Below are 18178 nucleotides of genomic sequence, written 5' to 3'. Positions count from 1 at the left end.
GTGGCGGGCGTGTAGGGGGTGGGTCAGCGGCGGCGTTTGCGGGCTCGGTGGATGGCGGCGGCGGCGCCGAGGGCGGCGACGGTGGCGCCCGCGGCGGTCGCGACCGTCGCCTCCTTGCCGCCGACGCGGCGTCCGACGACGGCGTGGTGCCCGGTGGTCTCCTCCATGATGGCGCGCAGCGCGGACGCGTTGTCGTGGAGCGGTTTCCAGCCGGCGGCGCGCAGCCGTGCGCAGTCCACGACCCACGGGTAGGCGACGTAGTGCAGGTCGGTGGCGGGCACCGGGGTCATGCCGAGGCGGTGCAGCCGCTGCGCCGTCCCGAACGTGAGCGCGGCGGGCAGCTCGAAGGTCCGCTTGCCGGTGACCTCGGTCACCTCGTCGGGACCGAGCCAGCCCTCGCTGCCGACCGCGACGGGCCCGGTCAGCTCGCCGGTGACGACGACCTCCAGGGCGGCGGCGAGGTCCTCGATGTGGCAGAACTGCCAGCCGGGCGTGCTGCCCTTGACCGTCAGCAGCCGCGGCGCCTCGAAGTGGCGGGTGACGGCGGTGTCGACGCCGGGCCCGGCCAGCGCGGCGGGACGGACGACGGTGACGCCCAGCCCGGGGTGGGTGACCGGCGCGGTCGCGGCCAGCTCCTCCATCTCCAGGTGGTCGCCGGCGAGGCTGGCGTCGGCCTCGGCGAGCAGCGGCGCGTCCTCGGAGAGCGGGACCTCGTTGCCGGGTCCGGCCCCGTACACCATCGCGGATGTGACGAGGACCACGCGGCGGACGCGGGCGGCCGCGGCGGCGGTCACCACGGTCTGGGCGCCGCGGACGTTGTGGGTGCGCCGGTCGCGGGAGTCCACGTCCGGGGAGTGCTCGACGTCCAGGTTGACGATCACGTCCACGTCGGAGAGCCGGTTGGACAGCAGCGGGTCCCTGATGTCGACGACACGCCATGTGACTCCGGGCACGTCGCCGCGGTGCGCGTCGATGGCGACGACCTTGCGGATCTCCTCGCGCCCGGCGAGCCGGGCGGCCAGCAGCCGCCCCGTCCCGGACGCCGCGCCGGTGACGGCGACGACCGGAGCCTTGCTACGCCGAGGGCGAACCTTGCCCGTTGCCATGGGGGTGCCTCCTTCCTTGTGTACGCGACCTTGCCTGAACCGGCTAACGTTGCGGATATGAGCCCATCATGCATCCCAGGGGCGATCCGATGAGTGACACTCCCTTCGGCTTCAACCGTCCCGGCGACGGAGACGACGACCGGCCCCAGGATCCATTCAAGGGCATGGGCGGCGACATGGCGCAGTTCGCCGACATGCTGCACCGGTTCGCCGACATGATCGGCGGCCAGGGGGCGGGCGCCGGGGGCGGCGGCCCCCTGAACTGGGATCTGGCCAAGAACATCGCGCGGCACCAGGTCGTCGAGAAGGGCGACCCGTCGGTCGTCGACAGCGAGCGTCGCCAGGTGGAGGAGGCGCTGCGCCTGGCCGAGCTCTGGCTGGACGAGAAGACGACGCTGCCCGCCGGCATCCGGACCCCGCAGGCGTGGAGCCGGTCCGAATGGATCGAGCAGACGCTTCCCGTATGGGCGAAGGTATGCGACCCGATCGCGACCCGCATGGTGGAGTCCATGGGCGGGGCGCTCGGCGGCGGCGAGATGCCCGCCGACATGCAGGCGATGGCCGGCCCGCTGATCGGGATGGTCAAGCAGATGGCCGGCGCGATGGTCGGCGGCCAGGCCGGGCAGGCGCTCGGCGCCCTGGCCCGCGAGGTGACCGGCTCCGCCGACGTGGGCCTGCCGCTCGCGCCGGACGGCGTCGGCGCGCTGCTGCCCGCGGGCGTCGAGGAGTTCGGCTCCGGCCTGGAGGTCTCCGGCGAGGAGGTCCGCCTGTACCTGGCGCTGCGCGAGGCCGCCCACCAGCGGCTGTTCGCGCACGTCCCGTGGCTGCGCTCGCACCTGCTGGGCGCGGTCGAGGAGTACGCGCGCGGCATCACCGTCGACCTGTCGGGCATCGAGCAGGCCGTCCAGGGCCTCGACCTGAGCAACCCGGAGGCGATCCAGGAGGCGCTCGGCGGCGAGATCCAGCTCCAGCCGGAGGAGTCGCCGCGGCAGAAGGCCGCGCTGGCCCGCCTGGAGACCACCCTCGCGCTGGTCGAGGGCTGGGTCGACACGGTGGTCAACGATGCCGCGCAGGGGCGGCTGCCCGGCTCGGTCAAGCTGGCCGAGGCGGTCCGGCGGCGCCGCGCGACCGGCGGCCCGGCGGAGCGGACGTTCGCGACGCTCGTCGGCCTCGAACTGCGGCCCCGGCGGCTGCGCGAGGCGGCGACGCTGTGGCGGACGCTCACGGAGGTGCGCGGCACCCAGGGCCGGGACGCGGTGTGGGAGCACCCCGACCTGCTCCCCACCTCCGACGACCTCGACGACCCGGAAGGCTTCGTGCACGGCCGCGACGAGATCGAGGGCCTGTCCGATCTGGACATCTCGGAGCTCACCAAGCCCCGCGAGGAGGGCAAGGGCGGCGCGCCGGACGACGAGGGCGGTCCGGGCGACGGCAAGGGCGACGAGGGCCCCGGCGAGGACGCGGGCCCGGACGAAGGCGGGCCCCGGGCATGAGCCGCTCGCGCGAGACGCGCGTGCGGGGCTGCCGCTACGCGCCGGGATCGTCCCCGAACGCGGCCGGGTGCTCGTCGAGTGACTGGCGGTGGGCGGGGGCTGGTGGACGGTGGCGCATCGCGCGGGCCGGCCTGTGCTGGCACCGGCCGATCGACCAGGAGCGCCGCCGCCGCCATCCCGCCAACTCCCGGTATCCGCGCGTGGGCCGCACGTGACACTGCGCGGTGACGCCGTCCAGGTGCTTTCGGGATGGCGGGCGCCTGATTCCGGGCAGGAGAAGGCCAGGCTGGAGTTCCTGCGGCATCTGGAGGAGCATCCGGCGGACGGGATGTGGCGGGAGTGCGTTGACGGGCACATCACCGCCAGCACGGCCGTGCTCGACGCGTCCCGGACGCGGGTGCTGCTGACGCTGCACTCGAAGATCAAAGCGTGGCTGCAGCTCGGCGGGCACTGCGAGCCCGGCGATGCCACGCTGGCGGACGCGGCGCTGCGGGAGGCGGAGGAGGAGTCCGGCATCCGGGGGCTGCGGCTGCTGCCCGAGCCGGTCCGGCTCGACCGGCACCGGGTCGGCTGCCATCCGCAGGGCAGCTGGCACCTGGACGTCCAGTACGTCGCGATCGCCCCGGAGCGCGCCCGCCACCAGGTGAGCGACGAGTCGGACGATCTCGGCTGGTTCCCGGTGGACGAGCTTCCGGAGCCCACCGACGACGCGGTCCGGACGCTCGTGGCGCGGGCCGTCAGGAGTTGAGCGGGTGGCCTTCGAGCAGGGCGCGGGTGTTCTCCCAGCCTTCCAGGCCAGGGTCGAGGAGGCGCAGGTCGGCGCTGGTGCGGAGGCGGTGCCAGGCGGGGCCCTGCGGGACCAGGCCGGGACGCGGTGCGGCGGCCCGCAGCCGGTCCAGCGCGTCGGGGGTGTCGAGGTCGACTTCCCGGAGCGCGGTGTCCAGCCACTCCGGCAGCGGAAGGCGCGCGGCGAGGGCGACCAGCCCGTCCGGGCCGGCGGCGCCGTCGGCCCGGCACGCGGCGGACGGCGCGCTGCCGAGGGCGCGGAAGAGCTTGCCGATCAGCAGCGGCGGCAGGTCCGGCGCGTCCTGCGCGACCAGCGCTGCGGCGCCGGCGCCGAGGGCGTGCAGCGCGGCGAACGCGCCCGCGAGGGTGGATTCGCGGACGACCGGCGTGCCGGGCCAGGTCACGGCCTCGGCGTCCGGCTGGCCGGGCGGGTCGAGGACGAGGGCGGACGTCACCAGTTCCAGTCCGTCGACGACCTCGTAGGTGTCCTCAAGGAGGGCAAGGCGGAACTCGCCGGGGTCGATCCCGGGCGGAACGTCCGTCCGCCTGGCGGGGAGCGACAGCACCGCGGCGAAGCGGGCGATGCCCCCGTTCACCGGGGCGTCGGTCACCCGGCGACCTCGCGCGGGAACTCGCCGCCGGGGTGCAGGCCGTCCCCGTGGTGGATGTCCCCCGGGTCGGAGGCGCCGGCGATCTCGGCGTCGGGCGTGTCCGCCTCAAGGGGCAGGTGCGCGGCGGCGGCGACGCCCTCCAGGTAGCCGCGGGCGCGGTCGGCCTTCGGGTAGTTGCCGACCAGTTCCCAGAAGTCGGCGCCGTGCCCGGGGATGAGCAGGTGCGCCAGCTCGTGGACGAGAACGTAGTCGACGACCCAGGCCGGCATGCCGCGCAGGCGGGTGGAAAGCCGGATGGTGCCGTCGTCGGGGGTGCACGATCCCCAGCGGGTGCGCTGGTTGGCGACCCAGCGGACGCTGACCGGATCGGCGCGGCCGTCGAGGTAGCGGCGGGACAGTTCCCGGGCCCGCGCCTGGAGGTCGGCGTCGCTGGGCCGACGGCGGCGTTCGCGCTCCTCAAGCCGTTCCAGAATGGTGGCGATCCACTGTTCTTCTTCGGCCTTGCTCAGCCTGGACGGAACCATCACCACCACCTTGTCGCCATCGCGGTAGGCGGACACGGTGCGCCGGCGCCTCGCGCTTCGGCGAACCTCAACGTTAGTGGGCACGCCTGAACCGTACTCGAAATTTTGCGCGCCCCATAGGGGGTGATTGACGTTGCCGCAGGTCAGGCCCTATCTTTTAAGAAGCCGTTCACGGCGGCATCGCCTCCGCCTTTACTCACCGGTGAATCGCGGGGCGCGCCTTTCGCGCTGTGCCGCGAGACCTTCCAGCATGTCCGCGGACGACATCGTGACGGGCTGCGCGAGCGATTCCCAGCGCAGCGCCGACTCCATGTCGGGGTGCCCCCCGTTCGACAGCGCGACCTTGGTGAGCCGGGTCGCGACCGGCCCCTGCGCGGCGATCCGCCCGGCGACGGCGAGCGCCTCCGCCAGCACGTCGTCGCGCGGGACGGCGCGGTTGACCAGCCCGTGGCTCGCGGCCTCGTCGCCGGTGAGGACGCGTCCGGCCAGCAGCATCTCGCGGGCCAGGGGCAGGCCCGCCACTTCGGGGAGCAGCCAGGTGGCGGCCATTCCCGGGTGCAGCCCGAGCGCGGCGAAGGGGGCCAGGAGCTCGGCGCCGGACGCCGCGTACCGCAGGTCGCAGGCCAGCGCGAGACACATCCCGGCCCCGACGGCGTGCCCGTTGACGGCCGCGATCGTCGGCACCTCCAGATCGCGGATCATCAGCCACGTCCGGTAGAAGGCCAGCATCTGGTCGCGCAGCGCGGGAACGGCGACGGCGTTGGTGTCGGCGAGCCAGGACAGGTCGCCACCGGAACTGAACGCGCTGCCCGCCCCGGTCAGCACGACGCAGCGGACCTGCGCGTCCGCGGCGATCTCCTCGATCGCCGCCTTCCAGGCGGCGGTCATCTCGTCCGACATCGCGTTGCGGCGGCCGGGATCGTTCAGCGTGAGGACGACGATCCCGCCGGGACGGCGTTCGACCAGCAGCACATCGGCGTTCTCATCGGGCATGGCCCGCACCGTACCGCGCGCCCCGGAACGCTTCTCCCCCGGGCCCCGGGAAGCACCCGGCCGGCCCATCCGCACGTCCGCCCGGCAACGTCGCCGTGAAAGGCGCGCATACCATGGCGCGCAGACCGCTCCGGCCTCGCCGGACGTCCCTCACCCGGCGTGAGAAAGCGCACACTTACCATATCTTCGCAGGTCGCGGCCGTGCGAATGGTCGAGGGTCAACGATTGTTGCTGGTCAGTGTGGCGTTAACGACAGCCGATCACCGACAATGGTCGGCGTGAGCGATCTTCCCCGCCGCGCGGTGACGCGGTCAGCAAAGCTGGCGTCCCTCCCCATCGGCTTCGCGGGTCGCACCGCGCTCGGCATGGGGAAGCGCACTTTCGGGCGGCCCGCCGAGGCCGTCGCGACGGAGATCCAGCAGCGCACCGCCGAGCAGCTGTTCAAGGTGCTGGGCGAGCTCAAGGGCGGGGCGATGAAGCTCGGCCAGATGCTGTCGATCTTCGAGGCGGCGCTCCCGCCGGAGATCGCGGGTCCGTACCGCGCCACGCTGACCAAGCTGCAGGAGGCCGCTCCCCCGCTCCCGGCGGCCACCGTCCACAAGGTCCTGGCCGAGTTCCTCGGGGAGGACTGGCGGGTCTACTTCGAGTCGTTCGACGACGAGCCGGCGGCCGCCGCGTCCATCGGGCAGGTGCACCGCGCCGTCTGGCACGACGGCCGCGCCGTCGCCGTGAAGGTGCAGTACCCGGGCGCCGGGAAGGCGCTGATCAGCGACTTCAACCAGCTCGCCCGGCTCGGCCGGATGTTCGCCGTCCTGATGCCCGGCCTGGACGTCAAGTCCATGCTCGCCGAGCTGAAGGAACGGGTGGCCGAGGAGCTCGACTACACGATCGAGGCCGAATCCCAGATGGTCTTCCGGGACGCCTACAAGGACGACCCCGACTTCTACATCCCCGAGGTCATCGCGCAGGACGGCGACATCCTGATCAGCGAGTGGATCGACGGGACCGCCCTCTCGAAGATCATCAGCGAAGGGGACCAGGAGACCCGCGACCACGCGGCCCTGCTGTACTGCCGCTTCCTGTTTTCCGGCCCGAAGCGGTCCGGGATGCTGCACGGCGACCCGCACCCCGGCAACTTCCGGCTGCTGGAGGACGGCCGCCTCGGCGTCATGGACTTCGGCGCCGTCGACCGCATCCCCGGCGGTTTCCAGCAGCGGCTCGGCCTGCTGCTGCGGATCGGCACGATGGCCGACATCGACGAGATCGAGGAGGCGCTGCGCCGGGAGGACTTCATCCGCGAGGGCGTGGAGGTCGACGCCGAGTCGCTCCAGGCGTTCCTGGCCCCGGTGACCGAGCCGTTCGTCAGCGAGACGTTCAAGTTCAACAGGGAGTGGCTGCGCGACATGGCCGCTCGGGTCACCGACATGCGGCCGTCCAACGTGGTCCGGCAGCTGAACCTGCCGCCGGAGTACGTGATCATCCACCGGGTCCTGTCGGCCGGGACCGGTGTCCTGTGCCAGCTCGAATGCGAGATCCCGGCCCGCGGCGAGGCGCTGGCCTGGGTCCCGGGCTTCGCCGACGACGAGGACGGCGAACTCGTCTCCAGCTGAATCCGGAAGTCCCTGAACGCCAGCGGGGCCCCGCGCACTGATGTAGGTGCGCGGGGCCCCGCTTTCGCACGTCCGGCGAAGTGGGCCACCGGACGTGCTCCAGGCGCCCGCCGGGAGGCGCGCCGTCCGCCAAACCATCCAAGAAGGGCGGACGGCGGCCTGCGACCGTCGCGGGCTCATGGCCTGCGCGGCTGCGGCGCCCGGAGGCGCGGTCCCCGTCCGGGGCCGCGCCTCCTCACACGGTCACTTCGTCCGGCCGCGGGTGCTTGCGCGGACGGCCACGCGGCCGCTTGCGCGGAACGATCACACCGCGGACGAACAGCTCGCCGCCCCAGACGCCCCAGGGCTCCTTGCGCTCGAGCGCCCCGGCGAGGCACTCCTTGCGGAGCGGGCACTCCAGGCACAGGGCCTTGGCGAGCTCGACGTCGGCGGGAGCCTCGGCGAAGAACAGCTCCGGGTCGGTCCGGCACGGAAGAGTGAGGTCCTCCTCGCTTACTGCGAGTGCCCCCTGCATCACAGTCACCCTTGTTCCTCTCGTTGGATCTCAACGGGCGTGTCGATGGGTTGTCCGGGCAAAGAAGAAGGCCGCGGATCCGGTCTGGATCCGCGGCCTGGGGGCTTGCCGGCCTTTTCTAGACCGGTCGCCTCCAGGGGTACGGACCCGACACGCCACCCTTGGGGGTGACGCCCACGTGGGCCGTGGCCGGAGCCGGGACGCTCATGTCCTCGAGAAGGTGTTCGAAGACACTCCGCCCCTGGTCGTCCTGGATTCGCTGCGCGAGGTGCAGTCGACGCGCATTCACGCCGCGCATTCCGCGGGAGTCGCGCAGTCGCACAACGGAGATCACCGAATACGCGGCTGGGGCATCGAACATCGAGGCGCCAGGGCATGCGGCGGTCCAGGACGACGTGGATTTGAACAACGTGCTACTCACCGGACTGCACACCACCTTCCTGGCTCCTCGGGCCGCACCGGGGGATTCAAGATCCGCACGGCGGCCGTGTTGATTGCTCGCGTTAGAGCGTACGGGGACCTCGCTGAATCAACAAGGTATTTTTGACCTGCGGATTTGTGGGTGAGTTCACGTTCGTCCCGGGGAACTCGCCGCGTCCGGGGAGCGTCGAATGCTCCTGGGAGCCCCACAACCACGTCCGGGCCGGCGCGGGCCCGCTCAGTGCCGCGGCGAGTCCGCGACGCGGACGAGCCCCTCCTGCATGACCGACACGACCAGCTTCCCCGACCTGGTGAACACCTGGCCGCGGGCGAGCCCCCGCGCACCGCCGGCGAACGGCGTGTCCTGGTAGTACAGCAGCCAGTCGTCGGCCCGGAACGGCCGGTGGAACCACATGGCATGGTCCAGGCTGGCGCCCATCGTCCGCTTGTCTCCCCAGGCCAGGCCGTGGTTGAGCAGGACGGTGTCGAGCAAGGTCATGTCCGAGGCGTAGGTCATCAGGCAGACGTGCAGGAGCGGATCGTCCGGCAACTCGCCGTCGACCTTGAGCCACACCTTCGACTCGGGGGTGGCGAGGGACGGGTCCTTGGCCGCCTCCCACGTCAGCGGCGTGGCGTGCCGGATGTCGAACGGGCGCCGCGTCACGAACTCCCGCGCGCCGACCTCGCCGAACAGGGGCGTCAGGCGCGCCAGGCCGTCCGGGAGCGCCTCGGGGGCGGGGGCGTCCGGCATCGCCGACTGGTGGGCGGGTCCGTCCTCGACGATCTGGAACGAGGCCGACAGCGTGAAGATCGCCTTGCCGTGCTGGACGGCGGTGACGCGCCGCGTGGTGAAGGACCGGCCGTCCCGGACCCGGTCGACCGTGTAGACGATCGGGACGAGCGGATCGCCCGGACGGATGAAGTAGGCGTGCAGCGAGTGCACGGGCCGGTTCGCCGGCACGGTCCGCCCGGCGGCGACGAGCGCCTGCCCGGCCACCTGGCCTCCGAAGACGCGCTGCCGCCGCTCCTCGGGGCTGCGGCCGCGGAAGATGTCGTTCTCGATCTGCTCGAGGTCGAGCAGATCCAGCAGTTCCTTCAGGGGTTCCTTCACGCCCGCCAGTCTTCCGTATCGGCCATCGGGTCAATATCTCACCCCCGGGCCCCGGCGGGCCCGCACCACGGCGACGCAGGGCCGCGCGGGAGAGGGGGTCAGGGAGTGTGGAGGGTGAGGAGGGCTTCGCCGTAGCGGTCCAGTTTGACCTTTCCGACGCCGGGAATCCGGGCCAGTTCCTCCAGGGACTCGGGGGCGTGTTCGGCGATCGCCTGAAGGGTGGCGTCCGTGAACACGACGTAGGCGGGGATCTTCTGCTCGGACGACACCCGGGCGCGCCACTCCTTGAGCGCGATGAGGAGTTCCTCGTTCAGCTCGGACGGGCAGTCCTCGCAGCGGCCGAGTTTGCGTTCGACGGCGGCGGTGAGCGGGCGGCCGCACACCCGGCACGGCTGCGGGCCCTTGGCGGCGCGCCGCTTCGTCCGGTCGGCGCGGACGGGCGTGTGCGTGGTGGTCTTGCCGGTCAGGCCGGACAGGAAGCGGGACGGGCGGCGGTGGCGCGCCCCTCCGGGCGAGCGCGACAGCGCCCACGACAGCGACAGGTGGACGCGGGCCCGCGTGACGCCCACGTACAGCAGCCGGCGTTCCTCCTCGACCTGGGCGGGCGTCTCCGCGTAGATGATCGGCAGCGTGCCCTCGACGAGCCCGACCAGGAACACCGCGTCCCACTCCAGGCCCTTGGCGGCGTGCAGCGATGCCAGCGTGACGCCCTCCAGAGGCGGCGCGTGCTGGGCCGCGGCGCGTTCCTCCAGTTCGGCGACGAAGTCGGACAGGCCGGCCTTCGGGTTGTCGGCGGCCATGTCCTCGGCGAGTTGCGCGAGCGCTGCGAGCGACTCCCAGCGCGCACGGGCCGCACCCGCGCCCTCGGGCGGCACGTCCGAGAACCCGGCTCCCGACAGGACGTGCCGGACCGTCAGTATCAGCCCCGTCCCATCGGTCTCCGCGTCGGCGCCCGCCCGCGCCGCGCCGCGCAGCCGGACCACCGCCTCGCGTACCTCGGGCCGCTCGAAGAACCGCTCCGCGCCGCGCAGCACATAGGGGACGCCGGCCGCCGCCAGCGCCGACTCGTACGTCTCGGACTGCGCGTTGATCCGGTACAGGATCGCGATCTCCCGCGCCGGGACGCCCTCGTCGATGAGCTTGCGCGCCCGCCGTGCCGCGTCGTCGGCCTCGGCGACCTCGTCGTCGTACTCGTTGAACACCGGGTCGGGCCCCTGCTCGCGCTGGGCCTGGAGCTCCAGCCGGTGCCGGACCGCGCCGTCGCCCTTCGCCTGCTCGATGACGCCGTTCGCCAGCCGCACCACCTGCGGCGTCGACCGGTAGTCGCGGACGAGCCTGACGACCTTGGCGTCCGGGTGCTCGCGGGTGAAGCCGAGCAGGTGGGACGGGGACGCGCCGGTGAAGGAGTAGATCGTCTGGTTGGGGTCGCCGACGACGCACAGGTCGTCGCGGTCGCCGAGCCAGGTGTCGAGCAGCATCTTCTGCAGCGGGTTGACGTCCTGGAACTCGTCCACGACGAAGTACCGGTACTGCTCGCGGACCTGGTTCGCCACCTCCCGGTGCTCGGTGAGGACGGCCGCGGTCAGCTCCAGCATCCCCTCGAAGTCGAGCAGGTTGCGTTCCCGCCTGAGCTGCTCGTACATCGCGTAGACGCGCGCCACGTCCACGATCTCGGCCGGCGGCCTGCGGCCGGCCTGGACGACCGCGGCCGGGTAGTCCTCGGGGCGGTGCTGGGTGACCTTCGCCCATTCGATCTCGCTCGCGACGTCGCGCAGCTCCGCCCGGCCGAGCGACAGCCGGCACGCCCGCGCCGCGTCCGCGACCAGCCCGATCTTCGAGTCGACGATCTTGGGCGGCTCGCCGCCGACGACGCGCGGCCAGAAGTAGGTGAGCTGGCGCAGCGCCGCCGCGTGGAACGTGCGCGCCTGCACGCCGGGCGCGCCGAGCTGCCGCAGCCGGCCGCGCAGCTCGCCCGCCGCCCGCGTGGTGAACGTCACGGCCAGCACCCGCTGCGGCGTCACCACCCCGGTCAGCGTCGCGTAGGCGATGCGATGCGTGATGGCCCTGGTCTTGCCCGTCCCCGCGCCCGCCAGCACGCACACGGGGCCCTTCACCGCCTCGGCGACCGCCCGCTGTTCGGGGTCGAGTCCCTCCAGCACCGACTCAGCCAACATCCCCCCATACTCGCAGCCCGCACCACCCGCATCACCCGGCACGCGGATTGTGGACAACGGAATGCGGGACGCCTGACTACTGTTCTCGGTAGGCGAATCGTACGAACGAACGAGGGAGACGACGGAGCGATGGCGACGCCGACGACCGACCGGGCCAAGGGCCCGACCGGCCAGCTCACCATGTACACGACGTCCTGGTGCGGGTTCTGCCGGCGGCTCAAGAGCCAGCTCGCGCGCGACGGCATCGAGATGGTGGAGGTCGACATCGAGCGCGACCCGGAGGCCGCCGACTTCGTCATGAGCGTCAACGGCGGAAACATGACGGTCCCGACGGTCACGTTCCCCGACGGCTCCGCCGCCACCAACCCCAGCGCGAAGGAAGTCAAGCGCCGCCTCGCGGAACTGCAGACCGAGCGCTGAACACCGAGCGCTGAACACCGAGCGCCGAACACAGGGCGCCGAACACAGGGCGCCGAACACAGGGCGCCGAACACAGGGCCCGCCGACCTCGCGGTCGGCGGGCCTTTCCGTGCCCGCGTGCGCGGGGAGCGCCCCTCCGGCACCCTCCGTCAGAAGACGGGCATCCTCGGAAGTTCGCCGCCGTACCAGCGCATGATGAGCTGGGCGGCGATGGACAGGGGCCCCGGTGCGACGATGTCGCCGGCGTCGATGGCGGCGCGGAGCTCGTCGCGGGTGTACCAGGCGGCGTCCAGGATCTCCTCCGGGTCGGGAGCCAGCGGGACGTCGCCGTCCGCCTTGGCGGTGAAGCCGAGCATGAGGCTCTGCGGCAGCGGCCACGGCTGGCTGCCGAGGTAGCGGACGTCCCGGACGGGCAGCCCGACCTCCTCCTTCACCTCCCGGGCGACGGCCTGTTCGAGGGACTCGCCCGGTTCGACGAACCCGGCGAGGATCGAGCGGCGGTCGGCGGGCCACTGCGGCCCGCGGGCCAGCAGGATCCGGTCGTCCCCGTCGGTCACCAGCATGATCACGGCCGGGTCGACGCGGGGGAAGTGCTGGGATCCGTCCTCGGGGCACACGCGCACGTGCCCGGCGGAGGCCGTTCGCGTCTCGGTGCCGCAGCGCGGGCAGTACCGGTTGTTCCTGTGCCAGTGCTCCAGCGCCACGACGTGGGTGAGCAGCCCGGAGTCCCGGTCGCCGAGGACGGCGCCGACGCGGCGGAGCCCGGACGGCTGCGCCCCCTCGATGGCGGGCAGCGGCCCGGACGTCCCGAAGTAGGCGGTGCCGGCGGCGTCCACGCCGAGGAGCCAGCGCTCACCGCCGGGCGCCTGCTCCGGCGGGACGAGGACGAGCGCGGGGTCGGGCTCATGGCTCACCAGCGCGCGACCGTCTTCGACGACGACCACGCGGGTGCCCGGGTCCGCCCAGGCGGCGTCCAGCCAGGCGTCGTCGCGGCGGTTCAGCGCGCCCCTGTCGAGGGTGCCGCGCGCGAGGGCCAGCCACTCCAGGGGGCCTTCGGTCACGTCGTGCTCCTCTCCGGGGTCGTCAGCGCAGCGCCGTGGCGAGTTCTTCCCACAGGTACGCGGCGGCTTCGGCGCCCTTGAGGAGCAGCGGGATCTCGACCTTCTCGTTCGGGGCGTGGATGCGGTCGCCGTTCAGCCCGACCGCGACGAAGACCAGCGGCGCGCCCAGGATGTCGGCGAGGTCGGCCTCGGGGCCGCTGCCGCCTTCGCGGGTGAACAGGACCTCCGTGCCGAACGCCCGCTCCATCGCGCGGCGCGCGGCCTTGACGCCGGCGGAGTCGATCGGCGAGAAGCACGGCCGGACGCCGGCGCCGGAGACGCGCACCTCGGCCTCGACGCCGGGCGGGGCCTGCTCGGCGACCCACGCCGTGAACGCCTCCTGAACCTTGCGGGGATCCTGGCCCGCGACCAGCCGGAACGAGATCTTGGCGTGCGCGTCCCGGGGGACGATGGTCTTGCCGCCGGGTCCGGTGTGCCCGCCCCACATGCCGTTGATCTCGGCCGTGGGCCGGGCCCAGATCCTCTCCAGGGTGCTGTAGCCCTTCTCTCCGTGGGCGGCGCGGCTGTCGCCGGCGCCCCGCAGCCACTCGTCCTCGTCGAACGGGAGCCGTGCGAACAGCTCCCGCTCCTCGTCCGTCAGCGGGACGACGTCGTCGTAGAAGCCGGGGAGGGTGACGCGGCCGTCGGCGTCGTGCAGGGCGGCGAGCAGTTTCGCCATGGCCTGCAGAGGGTTCGGCACCGCGCCGCCGAAGGAGCCGGAGTGCAGGTCGGAGGACGGTCCCCGCAGCGTGACCTCGGCCTCGGTCAGGCCGCGCATCCCGGTGCACATCGACGGGACGTCCGCCGCCCACATCGTGGTGTCGCTGATGACGACGGCGTCGCAGGCGAGCCGTTCCCGGTGGGTGCGCAGCAGGTCGGCGAAGTGCACCGACCCGGACTCCTCCTCGCCCTCCACCAGGAGCTTGACCGTGACGGGCGGCGCCTTCCGCCCGGACGCGGCGAGCGACGCGCTGATCCCGAGCGTGTGGAAGAAGATCTGCCCCTTGTCGTCGGACGCGCCGCGCCCGATGAGCCGGTCGCCGTTCTCCACCGGCGCGAACGGGTCGGTGTCCCACTCGTCCAGCGGCTCGACCGGCTGGACGTCGTGGTGGCCGTACACGACGACGGCCGGGGCGGCGGGGTCCTCGGCGGGCCATTCGGCGTAGACGGCGGGGAGTCCGGGCGTCTCCCAGACCTCGACCGTGGGGAAGCCCTGGTCGCGCAGGTATCCGGCCAGCCATCCGGCGGACTTCCGCACGTCCCCGGCGTGGGCCGGATCCCCGGAGATCGACGGGATCGCCAGCCATTCCTTGAGGTCGGCGATGAACCGGTCCCGGCCGGCCTGGATGTGCGCGGCCACGTCGCTCGGCTGTACGTCGGTCACCTGCATGCCCCTTCGCATGTGTACTGTCAGGGAACTGTAAGGGATCCCGGTCACTCGTCCCCCGGAGCCGTCTTGATCCTCATAGATCCGCCGCTGTGGCCCGCGCGCGGGCGCGTGTGGTCGCACATGGTCAGCGACGTCTCGTACGGGGAGCTGCACGTCTTCGCGGCGGAACTGGGGATGCCGCCACGGGCGTTCGAGCGCGACCACTACGACGTCCCGTCCGAACTCTACGAGAAGGCCGTGCTGCTGGGGGCGGAGGCGGTCGGCTGCCAGGAGCTCCTCTCGCGGCTCACCGCGGCCGGCCTGCGCAGGCGCAAGGACTACCGGCGGAACGCCCCTGTCACGCGTTGAGGAGCGTCAGCTCCGTCCGGATGTTGTTCCGTGCGCGGTCTTCGAAGCGTTCCCGGGCCGGTGCGGTGTGGAACAGGCTGGGGAGCGCCAGCAGGCCGTTGAGGACTTCGGCGCGTCCCGCCTGGAAGAACTCGTCCGGGACGAACGCGTACTCCTCGCGGACGGCGGCGGCGTAGGCGGCGTACTGGTCGGGCTCCGCGCCGAGGATGGCGAGGTCGGCGTCGCACAGCACCTGGCCGTCCGGGTCGTCGTCGTCCGGCGCGTGCGTGGTGGTCAGCTCGATGAGCCGGACCACTTGTTCGATCTCAGGCTCGCGGAGGTCGGTGTCCGCGAGCATGCGTGCGGCGAGGCGGGCGCTGCGCTCCTCGTTGTCGGCGCGCTCGGGGTCGTAGACGGCGTCGTGGAACCAGGCGGCGACGCGGACGGTGTCGGGCGCGGCGGCGTGCCCGGCGAGTTCGTCCACAAGGTCGAGGACGGCGGCGAGGTGCCGGCGCGTGTGGTAGCGGCGGTGCGGTTCGCCGTAGCGCTTGTCCAGTTCCATTCCGATATGCCGGGTGTGAGGTCCCGCGAGCGCGACCCACCGGTCGACAAGATCCATGAGCCCATCCTGGCGGACCGCCGAACGGCCGGGACACGCGATGCCGCCGTTCTTGCCTCCGCATGCGGCCCCCGCCACTATGGTGACAGCGAGTTAGGCAAGGCTTACCTCACCCGCTGCGCCTGCCTCGGACGCCGCCTGGTCTCACCCTCACCGCACGCAGCCTCAGCTCCACCTGGACGCAACTCCGCACTGGAAAGGCCGATCGTGGCCGCCTCTCTCTACCTGGTCGCCGGGAAGACGACCGACTCGGTGACGCACGGGTTCCTGCCCGCCGCGGCGCGCCTGGGACTGGAGACGGTCCTGCTGACCGATCGTCCCACGGCCCACGCGGGCACGTTCGGCGGGCCGGTCGTGGACTGCGACGTCTCCGACTTCCGCGAGATCATCGCCGCCGTGGGACGCGGCGAGCCCGCGGCCGTGTTCTCCAACAGCGACTTCCTCCAGGCGCCCGCCGCGCTGGCCGCCGCCTATTTCGGGCTCCCCGCCAAGGACTGGCGGGCGGCGACGCGCGCGAAGAACAAGGCGCTCATGCGGCGGCACCTCGCGTCCCTCGATCCGGTCTTCTCGGCGGACGCCTGCCGGGTGCCGCCGGACGCGCCGTATCCGCTCGTCCTCAAGCCGCGCGAGGGTGTGGCCAGTGAGGACGTGTTCCTCGTCCAGGACGCCGCCGAGCTGGCCACACGGCGGGACGAGATCGCCGCTCACCGGGACGGTCCCCTGGTGGCGGAGGAGTATCTCCCAGGCCGCCTCCACACGCTGGAGACGCTCGGTGACGGGCGGGAGCTGCGCATCCTCGGGTCGTTTCGCACGACCGTGTCTCCGCCGCCCTTCTTCGTGGAGGAGCGCCTTGAGTGGACGGAGCCGCCCCCAGAGACGCCTGCGGTCTTGGAGCAGCTCGAAGCGATGGGTGTCGGCTTCGGGGCCTGCCATACCGAGTTCGTCGTCCATGAGGGACGCGCCCGCATCATTGAAGTCAACTACCGGCTGATCGGTGACCACTGCGACTTCCTCTTGGCGGACCTGCTCGGCGTTCCGCTGTTCGAGGAAATCCTGAAGGTCCACCTGGGAGCGCCCCTGCGGGCCTGGCACGCCCGCGAGCGGCGGCATGCCGTCGCCGAACCGGTCATCGCCGACCGCTCCGGCAAGCTCACCGCGGCTCCCGGCCCCCTCCAGATGGACGACGGCCCAGTGCGGCTGGACTACCGTCCGCAGCGCGCGGTCGGGGACACGGTCGCCCTCACCCGTACCAACCGCGACTACCTGGGCACGGTCCGCGCCATCGGCCCCGAGGCAGGCGAGGTGGACGCCGCACTGGCGCGCTTCCGTGACGCCCACGACTGGACGATCGCGTGAGCGGCGACCCTGCGACCGACGACCCCGTGACCGACGACGCCGAAGGGCGTCTGGCGGCCCGGGTTCTCGACGCGCTCCTGCGCGAGGACTACGCGGGCCTGCGCCGCCTCGTCGAGCACCGGACGCTGAGACTGCCGGGGCGTTCCGTGCGCCTCCTGGCCGCGCGCCCCGCCTTCCTCTCCGAACTCGTGGTGGACCCGGCGCAGGCCCTCGGGCTGGGCGACGTCTTCACCGCCGTGCGCGCACTGGCGGACCCGAGCGACGACATCGAGGCGTTCGAGCGGGAGTGCCGGGACGCCCTCGCGACCGTCAGGCTCCACGACGACGCGCGCCCGGCCGTGCACCGGCGGCTGGCGCGCATCCCGGACGAGCTGCGGACGGGCCCCGGCACGTTCTACGAGACGCTCGCCGCCTACAACGACCATCCGGTGCATCCGGCCGGGCGCTCACGCGCGGGGCTGTCCATGGCCGATCTGAGCCGCTACGCGCCCGAGTTCGCGCCGTCCTTCCCGCTGCGCTGGGCGGCGGTGCGGAACCCGGCGCTCGCCGGGTCGCTGCCGGGCTGGTGGCCGAGCCCCGCGGACGTCGGCCTCGGCGCGCCCGACGCCGGCGGGGGCGCCGCGCTGTTCCCCGTCCACCCGCTGGCGGTGCGCCAGGTGCGCGGGCATCCCGGCGCGGCGCTGGCCCCCGAGCCGTACCTGCAGGTCACGCCCACCCTCTCGATGCGGACCGTGGCCGCCGCGCCGCTGGGGCACCTCAAGATGCCGCTGCCGACCAGCACCCTCGGCCTGCGCAACCGCCGCACGATCATGCCCGGCACCCTGCCGGACGGCGCGCTGGTCGAACGCATCCTGCACCGTGTGCTGCTACGGGAACCGGAGCTCCCGGTCCTCCTCGCCGACGAGCAGACCTACGGCCACGCGCAGGACCCCCTCCTGGGCTATCTCGTTCGACGTTTCCCGCCCGAGACGGCGCGCGCGCACATCGTCCCGATAGCGGCGCTGCTCGCGGATGCCCCGGACCATGGTCACGTGGTCGAACGGTGGGACGTCGAGGCGGTCTTCGACGCCTACCTCTCCGCGCTGTTCTCCTGGAACGTCACTCTGTTCCGCTACGGCATCGCGCTAGAGGCACACCAGCAGAACGTCGCCCTCGTCCTGGACGACGCCCCGCTCCGCCTCCTCATCAAGGACAACGACGGCACGCTCATCAACACGTCCCGGCTCCGGGAGCGCCTCCCGCCGTCCCCCGGCACGGACCCGCGCGACCTCATCGACCGCAGGATGACGACCGACGACGACGAGGCGCTCGCCCGCGTCTTCGTCACCATCACGCTGCACCTGTGCGCCGCCGCCCCGGCCCTGGGACTGGCCGAGCGCGGCCTCCTGCCCTGGCGCACCGGCCGCGCGATGATCCGCGAGCGGCTGGACGAGGCCCTCGGGCCGGACGAGGCGTTCCTGCGCTCCCGCACGCTGGACGCGGACGCCCTGCCGGGCAAGGCCATGCTCACCGCCGGAACCCTCGTCGACAAGGCGAGGACCGGCGCGGCCGACATCAACAAGCACTACGGCCCGCCGGGGCCGAACTACCTGCGCCGGGACGCCACGTGCCCGTGACCCGGACC

At 72.7% G+C, this 18178-nt stretch carries 18 protein-coding genes; 8 read left to right on the top strand and 10 right to left on the bottom strand.

Annotated features, from left to right (window positions below; genetic code table 11):
* Window positions 1–23: 23 nt before the first annotated feature.
* Window positions 24–1106 (bottom strand): NAD-dependent epimerase/dehydratase family protein, encoded by a 1083-nt coding sequence (locus E1281_RS10435; protein ID WP_131877078.1) that lies wholly within the window; start codon window positions 1104–1106, stop codon window positions 24–26.
* Window positions 1107–1195: 89 nt separating this feature from the next.
* Between E1281_RS10435 and E1281_RS10430 the strand changes: the two genes are divergently transcribed.
* The 3 genes from E1281_RS10430 to E1281_RS10420 are packed head-to-tail and all read left to right on the top strand — an operon-like array spanning window position 1196 to window position 3347.
* On the top strand, window positions 1196–2599 hold the full coding sequence (locus tag E1281_RS10430) for a zinc-dependent metalloprotease (protein ID WP_131877077.1): 1404 nt from the start codon (window positions 1196–1198) through the stop codon (window positions 2597–2599).
* Window positions 2596–2814, top strand: a complete 219-nt coding sequence (locus E1281_RS10425) for a hypothetical protein (RefSeq protein ID WP_131877076.1) — start codon at window positions 2596–2598, stop codon at window positions 2812–2814. The genes E1281_RS10430 and E1281_RS10425 overlap by 4 nt, the downstream gene beginning before the upstream one ends.
* Window positions 2811–3347, top strand: a complete 537-nt coding sequence (locus tag E1281_RS10420; protein ID WP_131877075.1) for an NUDIX hydrolase — start codon at window positions 2811–2813, stop codon at window positions 3345–3347. Before E1281_RS10425 ends, E1281_RS10420 begins: the two co-directional genes overlap by 4 nt.
* On the opposite strand, the gene E1281_RS10415 is transcribed toward E1281_RS10420, so the two are convergent.
* The 3 genes from E1281_RS10415 to E1281_RS10405 all read right to left on the bottom strand — a co-directional run bounded on the left by E1281_RS10415 (window position 3337) and on the right by E1281_RS10405 (window position 5513).
* Window positions 3337–3996: a hypothetical protein gene (locus E1281_RS10415; RefSeq protein ID WP_243716805.1), complete on the bottom strand. Its 660-nt coding sequence runs from the start codon at window positions 3994–3996 to the stop codon at window positions 3337–3339. The genes E1281_RS10420 and E1281_RS10415 overlap by 11 nt on opposite strands.
* A complete protein-coding gene (locus tag E1281_RS10410; protein WP_131877081.1) occupies window positions 3993–4556 on the bottom strand; it encodes a M48 family metallopeptidase in 564 nt (187 codons plus the stop codon). Before E1281_RS10410 ends, E1281_RS10415 begins: the two co-directional genes overlap by 4 nt.
* 156 nt (window positions 4557–4712) lie before the next feature.
* A complete protein-coding gene (locus E1281_RS10405) occupies window positions 4713–5513 on the bottom strand; it encodes an enoyl-CoA hydratase-related protein (RefSeq protein ID WP_131877074.1) in 801 nt (266 codons plus the stop codon).
* 278 nt (window positions 5514–5791) lie between these two features.
* Between E1281_RS10405 and E1281_RS10400 the strand changes: the two genes are divergently transcribed.
* Window positions 5792–7123 carry an AarF/ABC1/UbiB kinase family protein gene (locus E1281_RS10400; RefSeq protein ID WP_243716803.1) on the top strand — a complete coding sequence of 444 codons (1332 nt, stop codon included), beginning with the start codon at window positions 5792–5794 and terminating at the stop codon, window positions 7121–7123.
* A gap of 235 nt (window positions 7124–7358) precedes the next feature.
* Here E1281_RS10400 and E1281_RS10395 read toward each other — a convergent pair whose 3' ends face one another.
* From E1281_RS10395 to E1281_RS10385, 3 genes are all read right to left on the bottom strand, one after another.
* Window positions 7359–7637 (bottom strand): WhiB family transcriptional regulator, encoded by a 279-nt coding sequence (locus E1281_RS10395; protein WP_131877072.1) that lies wholly within the window; start codon window positions 7635–7637, stop codon window positions 7359–7361.
* Between the two features lie 658 nt (window positions 7638–8295).
* On the bottom strand, window positions 8296–9168 hold the full coding sequence (gene tesB, locus E1281_RS10390; RefSeq protein ID WP_131877071.1) for an acyl-CoA thioesterase II: 873 nt from the start codon (window positions 9166–9168) through the stop codon (window positions 8296–8298).
* 98 nt (window positions 9169–9266) lie between these two features.
* Window positions 9267–11342, bottom strand: coding sequence for an ATP-dependent DNA helicase UvrD2 (locus tag E1281_RS10385; RefSeq protein ID WP_131877070.1), 2076 nt, complete (start codon window positions 11340–11342; stop codon window positions 9267–9269).
* A 129-nt stretch (window positions 11343–11471) separates the two neighbouring features.
* Here E1281_RS10385 and E1281_RS10380 point away from each other — a divergent pair, with 129 nt between their 5' ends.
* Window positions 11472–11762 carry a mycoredoxin gene (locus tag E1281_RS10380; RefSeq protein WP_131877069.1) on the top strand — a complete coding sequence of 97 codons (291 nt, stop codon included), beginning with the start codon at window positions 11472–11474 and terminating at the stop codon, window positions 11760–11762.
* Between the two features lie 149 nt (window positions 11763–11911).
* Here the strand turns inward: E1281_RS10380 and nudC are convergent, their stop codons facing one another.
* Together nudC and E1281_RS10370 are read right to left on the bottom strand one after the other, a co-directional pair.
* The gene (gene nudC / locus E1281_RS10375) at window positions 11912–12823 is read right to left on the bottom strand and encodes an NAD(+) diphosphatase (RefSeq protein WP_131877068.1); all 912 of its coding nucleotides are present in this window, start codon (window positions 12821–12823) and stop codon (window positions 11912–11914) included.
* A gap of 22 nt (window positions 12824–12845) precedes the next feature.
* Complete coding sequence (locus E1281_RS10370; RefSeq protein ID WP_243716802.1) at window positions 12846–14246, bottom strand: dipeptidase; 1401 nt, start codon at window positions 14244–14246, stop codon at window positions 12846–12848.
* 72 nt (window positions 14247–14318) lie between these two features.
* Between E1281_RS10370 and E1281_RS10365 the strand changes: the two genes are divergently transcribed.
* Window positions 14319–14600: a DUF4031 domain-containing protein gene (locus tag E1281_RS10365; protein WP_131877067.1), complete on the top strand. Its 282-nt coding sequence runs from the start codon at window positions 14319–14321 to the stop codon at window positions 14598–14600.
* Here the strand turns inward: E1281_RS10365 and E1281_RS10360 are convergent.
* Window positions 14590–15198, bottom strand: coding sequence for an HD domain-containing protein (locus E1281_RS10360; RefSeq protein WP_131877066.1), 609 nt, complete (start codon window positions 15196–15198; stop codon window positions 14590–14592). The two genes, E1281_RS10365 and E1281_RS10360, sit on opposite strands and share 11 nt — an antisense overlap.
* Window positions 15199–15405: 207 nt before the next feature.
* Between E1281_RS10360 and E1281_RS10355 the strand changes: the two genes are divergently transcribed.
* On the top strand, window positions 15406–16554 hold the full coding sequence (locus E1281_RS10355) for a siderophore biosynthesis protein (RefSeq protein ID WP_131877065.1): 1149 nt from the start codon (window positions 15406–15408) through the stop codon (window positions 16552–16554).
* A complete protein-coding gene (locus E1281_RS10350) occupies window positions 16551–18170 on the top strand; it encodes an IucA/IucC family protein (RefSeq protein ID WP_243716800.1) in 1620 nt (539 codons plus the stop codon). Before E1281_RS10355 ends, E1281_RS10350 begins: the two co-directional genes overlap by 4 nt.
* Window positions 18171–18178: the final 8 nt, after the last annotated feature.

Source organism: Actinomadura sp. KC345 (genome assembly GCF_004348515.1).
Taxonomy (GTDB): Bacteria; Actinomycetota; Actinomycetes; order Streptosporangiales; family Streptosporangiaceae; genus Spirillospora.
Note: the sequence above shows the minus strand (reverse complement) of the source record. Positions and strands in the feature narration are given on the sequence as shown.